Origin of the sequence: Dactylosporangium sp. CA-092794, from assembly GCF_050948465.1 — a bacterium.
Taxonomy (GTDB): domain Bacteria; phylum Actinomycetota; class Actinomycetes; order Mycobacteriales; family Micromonosporaceae; genus Dactylosporangium.
In genome coordinates, this window is the sequence record NZ_CP192044.1 from 8,181,815 (window position 1) to 8,199,886 (window position 18,072).

Below are 18,072 nucleotides of genomic sequence, written 5' to 3' on the forward strand. Positions count from 1 at the left end.
ATGCGCCGGCATATCCGCACCGTCTTCTCCACCGTTGCCGGCTCCGCCGCGACCGTCCTGCTGCTCGCCCTGGTGGTGCTCGCGATCGTGGCTCCGATGCTCTGGAGCCGGCCGGCCGCGGCCATCCACATCGCCGAGGCGTGGCAGCCACCCAGCGGCGCGCACTGGCTCGGCACCGACGAACTCGGCCGCGACGTGTTCGCCCGGACCCTGGTCGCCACCCGGCTCTCACTCGTCTGCGCGGTCGTGGCGAGCGGGATCGCGATCGTGATCGGCATCCCGATCGGGCTGCTGGCATCGGCCTTCGGCCCCCGGCTGACCGGCGGCTTCCAGTCGGTGGTGAACGTCGCCATCGCGTTCCCGGCGCTGCTCACCGCCATGTTCGTCGGCACCGTCATCGGGATCGGCGTGCCCGGGGCGGTGCTCGGCGTCGGGATCGCCCTGGCGCCGGTCTTCGCCCGGCTCACCCAGACCCTCACCGCGTCGGTCGCGTCGCTGGACTATGTCGCCGCGGCCCGGACCATGGGGGTGCCGCTGCGCCGGGTGGTGAGCCGGCACATCCTGGCCAACGTCGCCGAGCCGCTCGTGATCAGCGCGACCACCTCGGTCGGCACGTCGTTGCTGGGCATTTCGGCGCTCAGCTTTCTCGGGCTCGGTGCCCGGCCGCCGCAGTACGACTGGGGCGGGCTGCTCAGCACCGGCCTGCGCAGCATCTACACCAGCCCGCTGGCCGCGATCGGGCCGGGTGCGCTGATCGCCTTGACCGGCATCGTGTTCAGCCTGCTCGGCGAGGTCATCGCCGGTTCGTTCGGCGACAACCAGTCCAACCGGCGGGTGGGCAGGGTAGCCCGGACGATGGCCGCCGCCGCGCGCGGGCGCCCGATGGCCGCCGGGACGCGGGCACCGGACGCCCTGCTCGAGGTCGAGAACCTGCGGGTCAGCTTCCCGGCCGAATCGGGCGAGCTGCCCGCGGTGCGCGGCGTCTCGCTGCGGCTGGCGCCGGGCGAGCGGGTCGGCATCGTCGGGGAGTCCGGATCCGGCAAGAGCGTGAGCGCGATGGCGATCGCCCAGCTGGTCGAGCATCCTGCCGTCGCGACCGCCGATCGGCTGCGGTTCCTCGGCAACGAGCTGTCCACCATGGACCCGCAATCCCGGCGTCGCTTCCTCGGTACCAATCTCGCGATGGTCTTCCAGAACCCGATGAGCAGCCTGAACCCGGCGATGCGGATCGGCGCCCAGCTGACCGAGGCGGCGCGCGCACACTCCCGCCTGTCCCGGGCGCAGGCCCGGGCCCGCGCCGCCGACCGGCTGGCCGAGGTCGGGATCGCGGATGCCGGCCGCCGGCTGCGCCAGTATCCGCACCAGTTCTCGGGCGGCATGCGGCAGCGGGCGATGATCGCGATGGGTCTCATGGAGACACCCCGCCTGATCATTGCCGACGAGCCGACCACGGCCCTGGACGTGACCGTGCAGCGCCAGATCCTCGACCTCCTGCTCGACATCAACCGGACGGCCGGGACGGCGATCCTGCTGATCTCCCACGACATCTCGGTCATCGCGAACGTGTGCGAGCGGGTGGTCGTCATGTACGCCGGCAAGATCGTCGAGGATCTCCCGACGGGCAGCCTGCTCCAGTCGGCGGCCCACCCGTACACCCGCGCACTCATCGCCTCGGTGCCCGACATGGCCACCGACCGGTCGGCCGACCTCGCGACGGTCCGCGGCCGCCCGCCCGCCCTGGACGACCTCCCGGCCGGCTGCCCCTTCACGGGCCGGTGCCCGGTGGCGACCGCGCGGTGCGCGGCGGAGATGCCGCCACTCGCCCCGCTGTCCGGCGATCACCTCGCCGCCTGCTGGCACCCGCAGGCAGACACCACCCTCGCCGACACGCGGGCGGGCGCGGCATGAGCGGGGATCTTGCGGTGCGCGGGCTCACCGTGCGGTACAGCGGGCGGACCGTGGTGGACAAGGTGAACCTCGACGTGGCCGAAGGACGGGTGCTGGGCCTGGTCGGCGAGTCGGGCTCCGGCAAGTCCACGATCGCCCGTGCGGTGCTCGGCCTGGCACCGGTACACACCGGAACGATCACGGTCGGCGGCACGGAGCTGCGCCGGCTGAACGCCCGGGAGCGGGCGCGCCGCGTGCAGATGGTCTTCCAGGACCCCTTCGGCTCCCTCAACCCGCGGATGTCGGTCGGCAGCATCGTGGGCGAGGGCCTGGAGGCACGCGCGGCACTGCGGCCCGCCGAACGGGGCGCCGAGGTCACCCGGCTGCTCGAGCTGGTGTCGCTGTCGCCGGAGATGGAGCAGCGCCTGCCGCGCCGGCTGTCCGGAGGGCAGCGCCAGCGGGTCGCGATCGCACGGGCGCTCGCCGCGAGGCCGGCGGTGCTCATCGCCGACGAGATCACCTCGGCGCTCGACGTCTCGGTGCAGGCCCAGGTGCTCAACGTGCTGCGCGGGGTCCTCGCGAGCGAGCGGCTCTCGATGCTGTTCATCTCGCACAACCTCGCAGTGGTGCGCTACATCAGCGACGACATCGCCGTCATGCGCGACGGCGTCATCGTGGAGACCGGACCCGCCGACGAGGTGCTGGCCGCACCGAAGCACGAGTACACCCGGGAGCTGCTGCGTGCGGTCCCGCAGCTACACGCCGGCGCCGCAGCGCCCGATCGCTCGCGAACGGCGACGAGACTGAATTCCACGCCCGATGAGCTAGGAATCCATAAACATCGATGAGCAGGCCGACGATATGCTGACCGAATGACGACGATCACTGAGTCGTGGAACGCAATAGACACTTGGCTGCGCAGCCATGCCCCTACCACCGCCACGATGCTCGTACCTCCGGCGGAGCCGGAGCTGATCGCCGCCGCCGAAACGACGCTCGGCCTGACCTTTCACCCAGAGCTCGTGGAATCGCTACGCCAGCACAACGGCGTTCAGGACTCGGCCAACGTCCTGCCGATGGGCGTACCGCTGTCCCTCCACGAAATCATCGAGCACCGACAGATGCTGACGGAGACGGCCATCGACGTCGGCGGCCTTGTCCCACGCGGGGACGACACTGAACCGTGGTGGCATGAGCTGTGGCTGCCCTTCGCTCACGAAGACGGCGACTATCAGGTCATCGACCTGCGACCGGGGCCCGGCTACGGACGGCTGGGCTCCAAGCGAAACACGGAGGCCGGGAAGTTCGAGAACAGCGGCGATCCCCACGAGCCCCAATATGCGCTCGTGGCGTGGCCCACGCTGAGTGCGTATCTCGCCGAGGTGGCTGACGTCCTGCATCACGGCGGTCGCGTCGCAGGCTGGCGACCTCTTACCGAAGATAGCGAGATGTGGTGGGAGTGACATCGAGGTACAGCACCTCAAGGCAATGATCATCACACCGGCGGACGCCGTTCAACCTCCGTGCGGATGATCGGGGATGCGAAGCGGATGAGGCTGTTGTCGAGGTCCGGGGCTGACGCCGTCTTGGGCGGGCGGCCAGGCCCTTGGCCAAGGCGGGCGCCGCCGAGGTGACCGCCAACGACATCGACCGTTATGCGCTGGCGGCCGTCGCCATGACAACCGCCGGCCTGGGCGCCGCGGAGGACGCCGAGCTCACCGAGGTCAGGGTGTACGGCCTGGCCGAGGAGCGCCCGGCCGTGTTCAGACCCGCAGGACCCGCCGGTCCGCGGGCAGGCCCAGGTCATCCATGAGCGGGGTCAGCAGTTGCGAGCACAGGTATTCGAAGTGCTCTCGATTCTCGGCCGGGTCGTCGCCGGGCGCCAGCCAGGTGAGGATCGCGTCGGTGTACGGGTACTCGCGCAGGTGCGGCAGCAGTTGCTCGCGCACCGACTCCGGGCTGCCCGCTACGGTGCGCTTGCTGCTCTCCTCCTCGCGCGAGATCTTCACCTCGACCGAGGACGGCACCCAGGTCGTGGCGCCCGAGTACCAGTCGAACATCGTCGCCATACGGTCGAGGCGCTTGTGCGCCCGGTCGGCGTCGTCGTCGACCGAGATGAACTTCGACAACGCCCAGTACCGCGGGGCCGGCCGGTTGCGCTTGGCCAGCTCGTCGCGGTAGGCGTCGTTGATCCGCCGGTAGCTGTCGTGGCTCATCACCCACGACACGTTGAGCCCGTCGGCGATCCGGGCCGCGCGGCGCGCGCCCGCGGGTCCCTGCGCCCCGATCACGACCGGCGGATGCGGCCGCTGGATCGGCAGCGTCCCGAGCCGGCCGCGCACCGTCGTGTAGTGCCCGGCCACGTCGACCGGCTCGCCCGACCACAGCGCCCGGCACAGCTCGATCGACTCCTCGAACCGCGAGACCCGCTCCTGGACCGTGGCGCCGACCGCCTGGAACTCGGCCTCCCGCCAGCCCAGGCCGGCGACCAGGGTGAACCGGCCGCCGGTGAGCTGGTCGATCGTGACGACCTTCTCCGCGACGTCCAGCGGCGAGAACAGCGGCAGCTGGATGAACCCGCTGTTGACGTGCATACCCGGGCGGTTGCCGGCGACGTAGCCCATGACGAGCCACGGGTCGGCGAAGTGCTGCGGGTGCGACATCCAGTGGTGCCCGGAGCCGTAGAAGGTCGGCTCGACGACGCCGTACCTCGCCCAGATCCCGGCCAGCACGTCCCGGTTGGCCAGCTGGCGGTTGACGACGTCGGCGAAGGTCGCCTGCCCGTCGGTGAGCACACCGAGCTGGGCCTGCGGGTTGAGCATGCGCAGCGTGAATTTCATCGGATCTCCTTAGGCGAGCATGCCGCCGTCGACGGGGATGGCGACGCCGGTGACGAACGCCGAGTCGTCGCAGGCGAGGAACAGCGCCGTCGCCGCGACGTCCGCGGGCCGTCCGGCCCGCCGCAACGGGATCGCCTGGGCCCGCGCGGCGAGCTGCCGAGCGTAGTCGTCGTCGCCCAGCCCTACCCGGGCCGGGTCGGTGAAGACCCGCAGCATCGGGGTGTCGGTCGGCCCGGGGCAGATCGCGTTGGACCGGATGCCGAACGGCCCGAGCTGCTTGGCCAGGGAGCGCATGAGGATCTGCGTGCCGCCCTTGGTCATGCCGTACAGCGGGCTGCTCGGCGACGCGACCAGGCCGGAGGTCGACGAGGTGAAGATGACCGAGGCCGACCCGGCCGCCTTGAGCAGCGGCAGCAGGTAGGAGGTCGCGAAGAAGGCGCTCTTGAGGTTGACCCCCACCGCCCGGTCGAACTGCTCCTCGGTCACGTCGAGCCCCGGCGCGCAGGGGATGCCGGCGTGGTTGAACAGCACGTCAAGGCGGTCGAACCGCTCGGCGACGAAGTCGGCCATGCGCCGCAGCGCGGCCACGTCGGACACGTCGGCGGCGAAGGGCAGCGCCGATCCGCCCGCGTCCTCGATGCCCTTGGCCACCGCGCTCGCGGCCGCCTCGTCGATGTCGGCGACGATGACCGTCGCTCCCTCGGCGGCGAAGAGCTCGGCCGAGGCGCGGCCCATGCCCGAGCCGGCGGCGGTGATGAGGGCGATCTTCCCGGCGATCCGTCCCGCGCTCATGCGATGCCTACCGTCTTGGTACGCAGGAACTCCAGCAGGCCCTCCCGGCCGCCCTCGCTGCCGATGCCCGAGCGCCGGAACCCGCCGAACGGGGCGCCGGGGTTGCGGCGGTTCGCGTCGTTGACGTAGACGGTGCCGCTCTTGACCTGGGCGCAGACGCGGTGCGCGGTGCGCAGGTCGCGGGTGTGCACGTAGTTGGCCAGCCCGAACGGGGTCGCGTTGACCTGCTCGATCATCGTCGCCTCGTCGGTGAAGCGGATCATGCCGAAGACCGGGCCGAAGATCTCGTCCTGGCCGAGCGGGCTGCCCGGCTCGACGTCCTCGAAGATGGTGGGCTCGACGAAGTACCCGTCGGCGAAGCGGGCCTCGACCGACGGCTTGCCGCCGCCGAGGGCCAGCGTCCCGTAGCCCGAGTCCCGCGCGTTCTCGATGAACGACAGGACCCGCTGCTGAGCGGCCGAGGTGATCAGCGGGCCCATCGTCGTGTGCTCGTCCTCGGGGTCGCCGACCCGCACCGCCGCGATCTTCGGCAGCAGCCGGTCGCGGAACGCGGTGTACACCGCGTCGTGGACGAACAGCCGCGACCCGAACTTGCACGACTGCCCGGCGTTGGACATCTCCTTCGACACCAGCGTGGCGGCCAGGTCGAGGTCGGCGTCGGGGAAGACCATGTACGCCGACTTGCCGCCCAGCTCGAAGCAGAACGGCTTGATCAGCGCCGCGCCCGAGCGCATCATCGCCGCGGCGGTCCGCAGGCCGCCGGTGAACGAGATCTTCTCGACATCGCGGTGGGTGGTGATGTACTCCCCCGCCTCGGCGCCGCCGGAGACGATGTTGACCACGCCGGCCGGGATGCCCGCTTCGAGGCAAGCCTTGCCGAACAGGGTCGGCGTGAACGGCGTCAGCTCCGAGGGTTTGACCACGACGGTGTTGCCGGCGGCGAGCGCGGCGGGAATCTTCATGCACAGCGACAGCAGCGGCGAGTTCCAGGTGATGATGATGCCGACGACGCCGTACGGCTCGCGCCGGACGTACTCGATCGTCCCGTCGTCGCTGCTGGCCGTGATGTCGCCGTGGACCTTGTCGGCGTACCCGGCGTAGGTCCGGATCCATTCGCAGGACAGCCGCAGCCGCCAGATGAAGCCCTGTCGCGGGATGCCGGTCTCGGCACTGGAGATCGACTCGAACCGGTCCCCCCACCGCTCGATGACGTCGGCCAGCCGGCGCAGGCGTTCGCGCCGCTCGACCGGGCCGAGCGCCTCCCACACCGGCAGCGCGGCCTTGGCAGCGGCGATCGCGGCCTCCACCTGGTCGGTGCCGGCCATCGCGGCCTGGCCGTTCACCTCACCGGTGGCGGCGTAGTAATGCGGGAGCGGATCGGCCGATCCCGCGGCCAGAACCTGGTCTCCGATGATCAGTTCGCTGACGAGCTCGTGCGATGCGGTCGCAGCAGACACGTCATCACTCCTTCGAGGGGTTGAGCGGAAGCGGAGTGCGGCAGAGCACGGGCCGCCGGCCGGCAACGCCGGCGGCGGCGGTGAGGACGGCGCCGTCGATGTCCGAGATCGGTTCGCCCGCGTCCTCCAGGTGGGCGAACGCCGTGGTGACCACGAGCGTGGCCAGGCCCGGACCCGCGAAGCCGCATGAGGTGGGGTACCGCACCGGTGTCGGGACGACGTCGAGCAGGCGGCCGTCCGGGGCGTAGTGGTGCAGGCGGGCGCCGCCGTAGAGCGCCACCCAGAGGTTGCCCGCTTCGTCGACGGTCATCCCGTCGGGCATGCCGTCGTCGGGATCCACCTCGGCCAGCACGCGGCGGCTGGCGACCGTGCCGGCCCCGGGGTCGAAGTCCATCGCGTAGACCTGCTGGCGGCGGCTGTCGACGAAGTACATCACCGACCCGTCCGGGCTCCAGTCCAGCCCGTTGCCCAGGGTGACCCCGGTGAGCAGGGGCCGGGCCACCAGGTCGTCGTCGAGGCGGTACAGGCCGCACAGCCCGGGCCGTTCGGCGCGGTCGAGCGAGTCGAAGTAGAGCCGCCCGTCCGGGCCGACCTTGCCATCGTTGACGCTGGTCTGCGGGGTGTCCGGCTCGATCACCACGACGGGCGGCCCGACCGGCCCAGACTCCGGCACCCGGCACAGGCCCTTCTGCACCGAGGTGATCGCCGAGCCGTCGGCGCACGGCACGACGAGCGTGCTGCGTTCGGACAGCTTGTGGGTGGCGACCGGTCCGCCGGGCCAGACCTGGCGGTGGAAGCTGCCGCGGTGGATGTCCATCCACCACAGCTCACCGCTCGACTCGACCCAGACCGGCCCCTCGCCGAGCCGGCAGCGCATCGCGTTCAGCACGTTGAAATCGACCATCAGGACCTCCCCTCCCGCGCCGGGACACCGATGAGGAACTCGTCGAGGGCGGCCGCCAGCGCCGCCGGGTTGTCGCCCTGCACGGTGTGCCCCGCGTCGGGCACCACGACCAGCCGGGCGTCGGGCAGCGCCGCCGCGAGCCGCTCCGCCTCGGACTGCGGGAAGACGTGGCTCTCCCCGCCCCGCACCACCAGGACGGGCAGGTTCAGCGTCGGGATCGCCGGCCACAGCATCTCGCCCTGCCGGTGGCGCACGTCGAGGTCGCCGTAGCGGCGCGGGTCCCACTTCCACGCCCAGCTGCGGTCCTCGCGCTCGACCATGTTGCGCGACAGGCTCTCCACCAGCGCCTCGCGCGACCGGTACGGGTTGAACCGGATGGCCGCCTCGACGGCGGCGTCGAAGCTCGGGTAGCTGTGGGTGCGGGTGAACGTGCGAATACCGGCACCGCCGCTGCGCGACACCGACGGGCCGACGTCCACCAGCGTCAGGCTCCTGAACGGCAGGCCGTCCACGGCGGCGGCCAGGGCGACGTGACCGCCCAGCGACATGCCGACCACCGAGCAGCCGTCGATGCCCAGCTCCGCGGTCAGCGCGCGCACGTCGCGGACGTAGTCGGGCAGCAGGTAGTGGCCGTCCGGGGCCCAGGCGCTGTCGCCGTGCCCGCGCAGATCCGGGGCGATGCAGCGGTACCGCCCGCCGAGATGCCCGAACAGGGGGACCCACGTGTAGGCGGTGAGGCCCCCGCCGTGCAGGAAGAGCACCGGTTCGGCGTCCTCGGGACCACAGGAGACGTAGTGCAGCCGGAGGCCGTCGGCGTCGAGGTGGCCGCTGCGCATGATCGGCTGCGTCATCGAGCCGCCCCGGCGATGACTCCGGCCGCGCCGAGGCGGCCGATCTCGGCGGCGGTGAGGCCGAGGCGCTCGGCGAGCACCGCCTCGGTGTCCTCGCCGAGCCGATGGGCGGTCGGGACCGGGGGCGGGTCGTGCCGGTCCGAGCGCAACGGCGTGCCGGTCGCGTGCACCCGGCCCACGTCGGGCTGGTCGACCACGGCCACGACAGGATTGGCGGCCCACTCCACCGCCTCGGCCTCGACGATCTCCCGGAACGTGCGGTACCGCGAACAGACGACGCCGGCGGCCGCGAGCTCCGCGACGACGGCGGCGGTGCTGCGGGCCCCGAACCACGGTGCCAGGACGGCGGCGATCTCGTCGGTGCGCCGGAAGCGCTCCCCGTCGGCGGCGAACGTGACGCCGTGCTCGGCGGCCAGCCGTTCGATCTCCCCTGCGGCGCCGGTGACCTCGACCAGCTTCCACCACTGGCGCTCGGAGAGCACCACGACCATCACGCGGCCGTCTCCAGTCTCGAAGTCGTTGCCGAAGCCGCCGTAGTAGCGGTTGCCGTACCGCGCCCGCTCCGTCCGGTTGACCTCGGCCTCGGCGAACATGCCCAGCACGCTCGCGGAGGTCAGCGCGACGTCCCACAGCGAGATCGAGACGCACTCGCCGGCACCGGTGAGCCGGCGCTGCCGCTCGGCGGCGATCACGGCCAGCGCCGCGTTCGCCCCGGTCAGCAGGTCCCACGCCGGGAGCACGTGGTTGACCGGGCGCGGGTCGTCGGGATGGCCGGTGACGAGGGGGTACCCCAGGGCGGCGTTGACGGTGTAGTCGACCGCGGACCCGCCGTCAGGGTGGCCCAGCACCCGGATGTGGATCAGGTCGGCCCGCCGGGCCCGCAGCCGCGCGTCGTCGAGCCAGTCCCGGCCGGCGGCGTTCGTCACCAGGATGCCGCCGTCGGGGTGCGGGTCGGCGATGAGCGCGGTCGCGAGCTCCTGCCCGGCCGCGCTGCGCAGGTCGAGGGCGACCGAGCGCTTGCCGCGGTTCAGCCCGGTCCAGTAGAGGCTGCGGCCGGACGGCGCGAGCGGCCAGCGCCCGTAGTCGGCGGCACCGCCCAGCGGGTCGATGCGGATGACGTCGGCGCCGAGCTGGCTCAGCGTCAGGCCGGCCAGCGGGGCGGCGACGAAGCTGGACAGCTCGACGACCCGCAGGCCCGAAAGCGGTGCGAACCCGGTCACAGCGCCACCCGCTCGAACACGGCGGCCAGCCCTTGCCCACCGCCGATGCACATCGTCGCCAGCAGGTAGCGGCCGTCGCGGCGCTGCAGCTCCCGCAGCCCGGTGGCCAGCATCCGGCACCCGGTGGCGCCCACCGGGTGACCGAGCGAGATCCCGGATCCGTTGACGTTGAGCCGGTCGAAGTCGGCGCGGGCGAACTTCCACTCCCTGGTGCAGCCGAGCACCTGGGCGGCGAACGCCTCGTTCAGCTCGATGAGGTCCATGTCCGACAGCGACAGGCCGGCCCGGTCGAGGGCGTGCGCGACGGCCGGCACCGGACCCAGCCCCATGACCTCGGGGCCGACGGCGCGGACGCTCCACGACACCAGGCGCGCGGCCACCCGGGCGCCGGCCCGCTCGGCGTGGTCGCGGCTCGTGACGAGGCAGACGGCGGCGCCGTCGTTCTGCCCGCTGGAATTGCCGGCGGTCACCGTCGACTTCGGGTCGAGGCCGAGCCGAACCGGCCGCAGGGCGGCCAGCTTCGACAGCGTCGTGTCGGCCCGGGGGTGCTCGTCCCGGTCGACCAGGGCGGCGCCGTTCCCGGCCGCGACGGGCACGATCTCGTCGGCGAACCGGCCGGACTCGTGCGCCGCCACCGCGCGCTGGTGCGAGGCAAGGGCGAGCTCGTCCTGTTCCTCGCGGCCGATGTCGTACATCCGCCGCACGTTTTCCGCGGTTTCGAGCATGCCGCCCTCGACCGGGTGGCTCTCGCCGCCGGGGGTCCTGCGGGCCCGGTCAAGGCGGTCCATCAGCGACACGACGGCCCCGGGGCGGCCGAACCGCAGCCCGGTCGCGTAGTACTCGACCTGGCTCATGCTCTCGGCACCACCGGCGATCACGGTCCCGGCCGCTCCGGTGCCGACCTGCATGACCGCGTTGATCACCGCCTGCAGCCCGGATCCGCAGCGGCGGTCGACCTGACAGCCGGGCGTCTCGACCGGCAGCCCGGCGTCGAGGGCGACGACGCGGCCCAGCGCGGGCGCCTCGCCGTTGGGGTAGCACTGGCCGAGCACCACGTCGTCGACGGTCGCCGGGTCGATGTCGAGCCGGTCGAGCAGCGACCGCACCACGGTGACGCCGAGCTCGCGGGCGGAGCGGTCCTTCAGCGTGCCGCCGAAGCGCCCGATCGGCGTCCGGACCGGCTCGCAGACCACCACGTCGTCAGTCAATCTGTTCATATTCCTAGTCCTCGCTCGATGAGCTGCCGAGCGATGATCGTCTTCTGGATCTCATTGGTCCCCTCGCCGATGATCATCAAGGGGGCGTCCCGGAAGTACCGCTCGACGTCGTACTCGGTGGAGTACCCGTTGCCGCCGTGCACCCGCATCGCGGCGATGGCGACCTCCATGCCCACCTCGGACGCGAACAGCTTGGCCATCCCCGCCTCCATGTCGCCGCGCTCGCCGCTGTCGATGCGGCTCGCGGCGTAGAGGATGAGCTGCCGGGCGGCCACCAGCTTGGTCGCCATCTCGGCGAGGTGGTTGCCGACCGACTGGTGCTGCCAGATGTACTTGCCGAAGGTGCGGCGGGTCCGGCTGTACTCCAGCGCCGCCTCGAAGGCCGCCTGGCCGACGCCGAGGGCGCGCGAGGCCACCTGGATCCGGCCGACCTCCAACCCCCGCATCATCTGCACGAAGCCCCGGCCCGGCTGCAGGCCGAGCACGTCCTCGTCCCGCACGAATGCATCCGTGAAGGCCAGCTCGCAGCTCTCGACGCCCTTGTACCCGAGCTTGGGCAGATCGCGGGAGATGCTGAAGCCAGGTGTCGTCGTGTCGAAGAGCACCACGCTGATCCCGGTGTGCGGCGGGTCGGCCTGCGGATCGGTCTTGCACAGCAGCGCGATCACCCGGGCGTGGCGCGAGTTGGTGATCCACGTCTTCGAGCCGTTGATGCGGTAGCCGCCGTCGACCCGGGTCGCGGTGGTGCGCATGGCCTGCAGGTCCGAGCCGCCGTCCGGCTCGGTGAGGGCCATGGCCGCCCGGTACTCGCCGGTGGCGAGGCTGGGCAGGTAGCGGTCCCGCTGCTGCGCCGTGCCGTACCGGCTGATCAGCGCGCTGACGACCGAGTGGCTGCCGACGGCGCCGGCGAGGCTCATCCAGCCGCGGGCCAACTCGGCGGTGACGAGGGCGAAGCACGACATGGAGACCGCGCCGTAGCCCCAGGGCTCGGGGACGGTCAAGCCGAACAGGCCCATCTGCTTCATCTGCTCGATGAGCGCCTCCGGGTAGGCGTTGGCGTGCTCGAGGGCCGGCGCGGCCGGGCGGACCGACTGGTCGACGAAGCGGCGGACGGCCGCGACCATGTCCCGCTCGACGTCGGTGAGGCCCGGCGGGCCGGTGGCCGCGCCCAGCGCGTCGGGAATCACATCAGCCTCCCGCCGGCCACCTCGAGCACGATCCCGGTGATGTAGGAGGAGTAGTCCGAGGCCAGGAACACGATGGCGTCCGCCACCTCCCGGGGCCGGCCGGGCCGGCCGAGCGGGATCTGGGTGAGCCGTTCCTTGAGGGCGGCCTCCGGCAGGCCGGCCGTCATCGGCGTCGCGATGAGGCCGGGCGCCACCGCGTTGACCCGGATGCCGTGCGCGGCCAGTTCCTTGGCCGCCGACTTGGTCAGCCCGACGATGCCCGCCTTGGCGGCGCTGTAGTTCGTCTGCCCGAACCCGCCGGCCTTGCCGACGATCGACGACACGTTGACGATCGAGCCGGCCGTGCCGCCGGCCCGCATGGCGGCCGCCGCGTGCTTGCACCCCAGCCAGGCGCCGCGCAGGTTGACCCGGATGACGGCGTCGAAGTCGTCCGCGGCCATCCTCAGCATGGTCTTGTCCCGCGTGATGCCGGCGTTGTTCACCATGACGTCCAGGCCGCCGAGGCGTTGCACGGTCGCGGTGACGGCGGTGGCGACCGCGTCCTCGTCGGCGACGTCGGCCACGAGGTGCTCGACCCGGTGTCCCTGCTCCGACAGCTGGTGCTCCACCGCGGCCAGCGACGCCTCGTTGACGTCGAGGAGCATCACGGCGGCGCCGTGCTCGGCGAGGTCCGCCGCGATCTCGGCGCCGATGCCCTGACCGGCGCCCGTCACCAGCGCGACCCGCCCGGTCAGGTCCGGCATCGTGGCCCCCTGGCGGCGCGTCGTATCAGCCGGGTCACCGTCAGATCACCCCCTCGGCGGCGAGGCGGTCGATCTCGGCCGGGCCCAGCCCCAGCACGTCGCCGAAGATCTCGGCGTTGTCGGCACCGCGGGCCCGGCCCGCGTGCTCCACCTGCAGCCGGTAGCCGGGCAGCTTGGGCGCGATGCCCTGCATGCGCACCGGACCGAGCTGATCGTCGCTCACCTCGATGATGTCGTCGCGTTCGGCGAAGAACTCGTCGGCGAAGATGTCGGTGATGTCGTAGATCTTCTCGAAGACCACGCCGTTCTCCTTGAGCGCCGCTTCGATCTCGGCGTAGGTCAGCTTCTCGGCCCAGGCGACGACCCGGTCGTCGCAGTTCTTGAAGAACCCTTCGAGCCGATCCCGGTCATGGCTGCCCAGCACCGGTTCGATCTCGGCGATCATGTCCGTCGCGCCGACCGTGGTCAGGATGCGCACGATCGTGGCCGGCCCGACGGCGCTGGCGGTGAACCACACGTCGTCCTTGGAGCGGTACAGGTTGCGCAGGACGCCGTGACTGCCGATGAAATTGCCCGGGCGCTTCGGCACCAGCCCCAGTTGATCATAACCGATCACCTGCGTCGGGATCAGGCGGAACATCGACTCGACCAGCGAGGCGTCCACGACGTCGACCCCGCTGTTCGACCGGCCGTGCGCCTTGCCCAGCAGCGCGGCCAGGATGCCGAGGCAGCCGAAAGTACCCGTGACGCCGTCGGCCAGCGTGGTCGAGGGGAACACCGGCGGGCCGTCGGGCATGCCGGTCAGGTGCGAGAACCCGCTCATCGCCTCGGCCACCGACCCGAATCCGGGACGCGTGCGGTTGCGGCCGGTCTGGCCGAAGCCGCTGATCCGCAGCATGACGAGGTCGCCGACCCCGGCCGCCTCGAGATCCTGCGGGCCGAGCCGCCACCGTTCGAGCGTGCCCGGCCGGAAGTTCTCGACCAGGACGTCGGCGTCTGCCAGCAGCCGCAGCAGCAGCGCCCGCCCCTCGTCGCTGGAGAGGTTCAGGGTGATGGCCCGCTTGCCCCGCCCCGCGACCTTCCACCACAGCGAGTGGCCGTCCTTGAGCGGCAGCATCGTGCGCACCATGTTGCCGCGCGGGTGCTCCACCGCGATCACGTCCGCGCCGAGGTCGGCCAGGATGCTCCCGGCCAGGGCGCCCGCGTACTGGTGCGCCACGTCGATCACCTTGACTCCGGTGAGCGGGCCGCGCGGCCGGGCCGCTTCGTCCTCAGACATCCTGTTCCTCCGTCCCGATAACGCCCCGCTCGGCCAGGCTCGCCACCTCGGACGGGGTCAACGACAACAGCTCGGTGAGCGTGCGCGCCGTCGCGTCGCCCATCTTCGGAGCCACGCGATGCGAGGCGGCCGGCCACTCGGCGACCCGGACCGGGTTCGCCGAGGTGTGCGCCGAGCGCGTGCCCTGCTCGTCGCGGACCTCCACGGTGGTACCGTTCGCGAGCGCCTGCGGTGAGCGCAGCGCCTCGCGCACGGTGTTGACCGGCGTGTGCGGAACGTCGTGCGCCTCGAGCACCGCGCCCCACTCGTCACGGGTCCGGCGGACAAACAGCTCCTCGATCATCGGGATGAGGACGCCGCGGTGCTCCAGCCGGGCCGCGTTGGTCTCGAACCGCGGGTCCGTGATCCATTCCTCGTGGCCCAGCGCGGCGGCGAGCCGGCGCCAGAACCCCTGGGTGAACGCGCCCACGATGACGTAGCCGTCGTCGGCGCACCGGAACGCCTGGTAGGGCACGATCTGCGGGTGCCCGCGCCCGAGCCGCGGCACGTCCTTGCCGAGGTCGAGCACGCCCGGGACGTAGTTGGCCATGAGGGCCGTGGTGGCGTCGAACATGCTGACCCGCACGTGCTGGCCCTCGGGGTGGCGGTCGCGCACCAGCAGCGCGGCGAGGACGCCGGAGAGGGCGAACAGGCCGGTGCTGAAGTCCGAGATGGGCACGCCCACCCGCACCGGGTCGCCGTCGGGCTCTCCGGTGATGCTCATCATGCCGGTGATGCCCTGCATGATGATGTCGTTCGCCGGGCGGCCGCGCCACGGGCCCTGGTCGCCGAAGGCCGAGATCGAGCAGTACACCAGTCCGCTGCGCAGGACGCGCAGGTCCTCGTAGCCGAGGCCGAGCCGCTCCATGACGCCGGGCCGGAAGTTCTGCACGACGATGTCGCAGCGGGCGCTCAGCCGCCGCGCGATGTCGACCGCCTCGGGCTGGGAGAGGTCGAGCAGCACGCTGCTCTTGTCCGTGTTGACCGCGATGAAGTAGTCGGAGTCCTTGCGACCGTGCATGGGCTCGCCCATGTACCGTGCGCCGTCGCCGCGACCGGGCTTCTCGATCTTGATGATCTCGGCGCCCAGGTCGGCGAGCCACATCGTCGCGTACGGTCCGGCCGCCGCGTGGCTGAAGTCCAGCACGCGGTACCCGGCCAGCGGCCGCGACACACTGCGGTCCGAGCGCAGGCGCTCGACGGTGAGCTCGGTCATCGCTGCGCGCCCGGCAGCCGGCGGAGGTCCGGCGCCTGCTCCCGCAGGTACGTCTCGTAGTCGACAGATCGCGCCAGCGCGGCGGCGACCGGCTGGCCGCCGTCCCGCCGGGGCAGCGCGACCACGGCCGTTCCCGGCATGGTGTCCTCGCCGTTCTGGTTGCGGCTGGCCAGGGTCAGCGTCACGACGGCGTCGCCGGCGGCGTCGATCTCCTTGCCGGTGACGGTCCCCGAGATGGTGGTCAGGTCGCCGAAGTAGTTCATGCCCCGGAACTGCACCGAGCACTGCTTGACGAAGGCGCTGTCGCCGCCCCAGTCGGTCAGCAGCTGCAGCAGCCACTGGTGGCGCTGGATGCCGACGTCGTAGGGAGCGGCCAGCCCGGAGGACCGCGCGGCGTCGATGTTCTCGTGCACCCGGATGTTCGGTTCGAGCACACCGAGCGCCGGGTTGCGGAACGCCCATTTGGGATGCCGGCGGTAGTGCCGTAGCGCCATCTCGTGCGCGGGCGCGTAGACCGGCTGGGAGCCGAGGTACCAGGCGATCATGTCCGTCGCGCAGAGCGGGCCCTTCAGCAACTCGCCGATGGCGTCGCCGACCTCGACGTCCTCCCAGGAGCGCTGCTGCGCGCCGCGGCGCTCCTGGGCCAGGATCCGCTCCTCGATCGGCGCGATCTCCTCCGGCGACCAGGTCTTCATCTCCCGCTGCCGCTCCTTGCCGCGCGCGCGGCTGGAGCCGCGTTCGCTGCGGATCGAGAACGAGCGGGCCTTCGCGATGACCTCGCCCTCGGGCGTGCCGTAGACGGTGGTGAAGAAGACCCAGGCCGAGTTGCCGGCCAGCGCGCTCGACCGCTCCTCGATGCTGTCGAGCCAGCAGGTCACGCGCGGGGTGATGCCGACCGGGACGGGGCGGAAGAACTCCCAGGACGTGCCGGCGTGCAGCCCGTGCACGCCCGGCAGGCCGACCTGCACGTAGGTGGGGTGTGTGGTGTACAGCAGGCCCTGCGGCGCGACCGCGGCACCGTACACAGTGGACTCCGCGTAGTCGCGGTCGAGCCAGAGCGGGTTGTCGTCGCCGATGCCCCAGCAGTAGCGGCGCACCGCGTCGCGGGTGACCTCGGTGTTGAGGATGAACGGGCGGCGGAGCTCGACCTGGATCAGGTCCCGCATCCGCTGCAGGCCCGCCTGGGTGATCCGGCCTTCCGCGAGCACGCCGCCTGAGCCCGGATCGGTCGTCTGAACGGTCATTGTGGTCCTTTCGCGGAACGCGCGGACGGTGCCGGCGAGGCAGCCTGAGCTCGGCTGGGGATTGCCCCGCGGCCCACTGGCTCGCGGGCATCGCGACCGCCGCGGTCACCCTTATGTCTACTAGACGAGACAACTGTATTGCAAGAGAGAAACAAAGCCATCCTCACGATCCTGGGTCGCACGCTTCAGCCCGGCGTTTTCTCGGGCGCCGCGAGATCCCGGGCGCCCCTGGTCGTCTTCGGTACCGTCCAGGCTGTATCGTTCACGAGACACATCGCTCGACGAACGAGGTCCCATGCCAACTCCCGTGCCCGCGATCGACCGCGCGATGCAGGTCCTCGACCTGCTCGCCGAGCGCCCGACCGAGCCGATGACGCTCAGCGACATCGCGCGCGCGACCGGCATCCACAAGGCGACGTGCGCGTCCGTGCTCAACACCATGACGGCGCACGGGCTGGTGCATCGCGACGCCGCCCGGCGATACACGGTCGGCAGCCGCCTGCCGGGGCTGGGCCATGCCTACGCCCGGCGCTTCCAGCCCTTCGTCATCGGCCGCCCCGACGTCATCGATCTCGTCGCCGAGACGGGGCTGAGCTGCGCGGTGATCGTCCGCGACGGCGACGAGGTCGTGGTGCTCGACATGCTCGGCAACTCCCGTCCGGCACACCTCTACATGCGCATCGGCTCCCGGGTGCCGCTCGCCCCGCCGGTGGGCACGATCTTCAAGGCGTGGGCTCCCGCGCGCGAGCTCGACGAGTGGGTGGACCGGATGTGCACCGAGTTCGGCGGCGACCGCACGGCCTACACGAGCTCGATCGCGGCGCTGCGTGCGCGCGGCTACTCCCTGGGCGGGGAGCATGACGTCCACCTGGAGCTGGAGGCGGCGCTGCGGCGGGTGGCCAAGGACCCCGCCGACAACCACGTGCTGGACGTCGCGCTGCTCGTCGCCAACAAGATCCGCAACTACACGACCGGCGGCATCGACGAGGACGAGCCGCTCAACTCGGTGATCGGCCCGGTCTTCAACGCCGACAGCCAGGTCGTGATGACACTCAACCTCTACGGCGAGCTCGGCAGCGCGCGGCTGCAGGACCTGCCCCGGCTGGTCCCGCCGCTGCTGGCGACGGCCAACCGCATCACCCAGAAGACCGGCGGCGTGCTGCCCGCCGGCTACTCCGTCGACCACCGGATCTGAG

General features: G+C 71.7%; 16 protein-coding genes. 4 read left to right on the forward strand and 12 right to left on the reverse strand.

From position 1 onward, the window contains the following. Genes ACQPXD_RS34980 through ACQPXD_RS34990 form a run of 3 tightly spaced genes read left to right on the forward strand, consistent with a single transcriptional unit; the run spans window position 1 to window position 3,350 of the window. Window positions 1-1,908, forward strand: a complete 1,908-nt coding sequence (locus ACQPXD_RS34980) for a dipeptide/oligopeptide/nickel ABC transporter permease/ATP-binding protein (RefSeq protein ID WP_432825598.1) — start codon at window positions 1-3, stop codon at window positions 1,906-1,908. Further along, window positions 1,905-2,735, forward strand: coding sequence for an ABC transporter ATP-binding protein (locus ACQPXD_RS34985; protein ID WP_432825599.1), 831 nt, complete (start codon window positions 1,905-1,907; stop codon window positions 2,733-2,735). The genes ACQPXD_RS34980 and ACQPXD_RS34985 overlap by 4 nt, the downstream gene beginning before the upstream one ends. Before the next feature lie 24 nt (window positions 2,736-2,759). Continuing rightward, window positions 2,760-3,350: an SMI1/KNR4 family protein gene (locus ACQPXD_RS34990; protein ID WP_432825600.1), complete on the forward strand. Its 591-nt coding sequence runs from the start codon at window positions 2,760-2,762 to the stop codon at window positions 3,348-3,350. Window positions 3,351-3,650: 300 nt separating this feature from the next. Here ACQPXD_RS34990 and ACQPXD_RS34995 read toward each other — a convergent pair whose 3' ends face one another. The 12 genes from ACQPXD_RS34995 to ACQPXD_RS35050 are packed head-to-tail and all read right to left on the reverse strand — an operon-like array spanning window position 3,651 to window position 16,876. Beyond that, window positions 3,651-4,727, reverse strand: a complete 1,077-nt coding sequence (locus ACQPXD_RS34995; protein WP_432825601.1) for an LLM class flavin-dependent oxidoreductase — start codon at window positions 4,725-4,727, stop codon at window positions 3,651-3,653. Between the two features lie 9 nt (window positions 4,728-4,736). Further along, window positions 4,737-5,519, reverse strand: a complete 783-nt coding sequence (locus tag ACQPXD_RS35000) for an SDR family NAD(P)-dependent oxidoreductase (protein WP_432825602.1) — start codon at window positions 5,517-5,519, stop codon at window positions 4,737-4,739. Beyond that, window positions 5,516-6,976 carry an aldehyde dehydrogenase family protein gene (locus tag ACQPXD_RS35005; RefSeq protein WP_432825603.1) on the reverse strand — a complete coding sequence of 487 codons (1,461 nt, stop codon included), beginning with the start codon at window positions 6,974-6,976 and terminating at the stop codon, window positions 5,516-5,518. Before ACQPXD_RS35005 ends, ACQPXD_RS35000 begins: the two co-directional genes overlap by 4 nt. Window positions 6,977-6,980: 4 nt before the next feature. Next, on the reverse strand, window positions 6,981-7,880 hold the full coding sequence (locus tag ACQPXD_RS35010) for an SMP-30/gluconolactonase/LRE family protein (RefSeq protein WP_432825604.1): 900 nt from the start codon (window positions 7,878-7,880) through the stop codon (window positions 6,981-6,983). Continuing rightward, window positions 7,880-8,731: an alpha/beta fold hydrolase gene (locus ACQPXD_RS35015; RefSeq protein WP_432825605.1), complete on the reverse strand. Its 852-nt coding sequence runs from the start codon at window positions 8,729-8,731 to the stop codon at window positions 7,880-7,882. Before ACQPXD_RS35015 ends, ACQPXD_RS35010 begins: the two co-directional genes overlap by 1 nt. Further along, window positions 8,728-9,951, reverse strand: a complete 1,224-nt coding sequence (locus ACQPXD_RS35020) for a CoA transferase (RefSeq protein WP_432825606.1) — start codon at window positions 9,949-9,951, stop codon at window positions 8,728-8,730. The genes ACQPXD_RS35015 and ACQPXD_RS35020 overlap by 4 nt, the downstream gene beginning before the upstream one ends. Continuing rightward, on the reverse strand, window positions 9,948-11,168 hold the full coding sequence (locus ACQPXD_RS35025; protein ID WP_432825607.1) for an acetyl-CoA C-acetyltransferase: 1,221 nt from the start codon (window positions 11,166-11,168) through the stop codon (window positions 9,948-9,950). The genes ACQPXD_RS35020 and ACQPXD_RS35025 overlap by 4 nt, the downstream gene beginning before the upstream one ends. Then, window positions 11,165-12,355 carry an acyl-CoA dehydrogenase family protein gene (locus ACQPXD_RS35030; protein ID WP_432825608.1) on the reverse strand — a complete coding sequence of 397 codons (1,191 nt, stop codon included), beginning with the start codon at window positions 12,353-12,355 and terminating at the stop codon, window positions 11,165-11,167. Before ACQPXD_RS35030 ends, ACQPXD_RS35025 begins: the two co-directional genes overlap by 4 nt. Further along, window positions 12,352-13,098, reverse strand: a complete 747-nt coding sequence (gene fabG, locus ACQPXD_RS35035) for a 3-oxoacyl-ACP reductase FabG (protein ID WP_432825609.1) — start codon at window positions 13,096-13,098, stop codon at window positions 12,352-12,354. Before fabG ends, ACQPXD_RS35030 begins: the two co-directional genes overlap by 4 nt. A gap of 40 nt (window positions 13,099-13,138) precedes the next feature. Next, window positions 13,139-14,377, reverse strand: a complete 1,239-nt coding sequence (locus tag ACQPXD_RS35040; RefSeq protein WP_432825610.1) for a CaiB/BaiF CoA transferase family protein — start codon at window positions 14,375-14,377, stop codon at window positions 13,139-13,141. Beyond that, on the reverse strand, window positions 14,370-15,632 hold the full coding sequence (locus tag ACQPXD_RS35045; protein WP_432825611.1) for a CaiB/BaiF CoA transferase family protein: 1,263 nt from the start codon (window positions 15,630-15,632) through the stop codon (window positions 14,370-14,372). The genes ACQPXD_RS35040 and ACQPXD_RS35045 overlap by 8 nt, the downstream gene beginning before the upstream one ends. Further along, complete coding sequence (locus ACQPXD_RS35050; RefSeq protein ID WP_432825612.1) at window positions 15,629-16,876, reverse strand: FAS1-like dehydratase domain-containing protein; 1,248 nt, start codon at window positions 16,874-16,876, stop codon at window positions 15,629-15,631. Before ACQPXD_RS35050 ends, ACQPXD_RS35045 begins: the two co-directional genes overlap by 4 nt. Before the next feature lie 295 nt (window positions 16,877-17,171). Here ACQPXD_RS35050 and ACQPXD_RS35055 point away from each other — a divergent pair, with 295 nt between their 5' ends. After that, a complete protein-coding gene (locus tag ACQPXD_RS35055) occupies window positions 17,172-18,071 on the forward strand; it encodes an IclR family transcriptional regulator (RefSeq protein ID WP_432825613.1) in 900 nt (299 codons plus the stop codon). Window position 18,072: the final 1 nt, after the last annotated feature.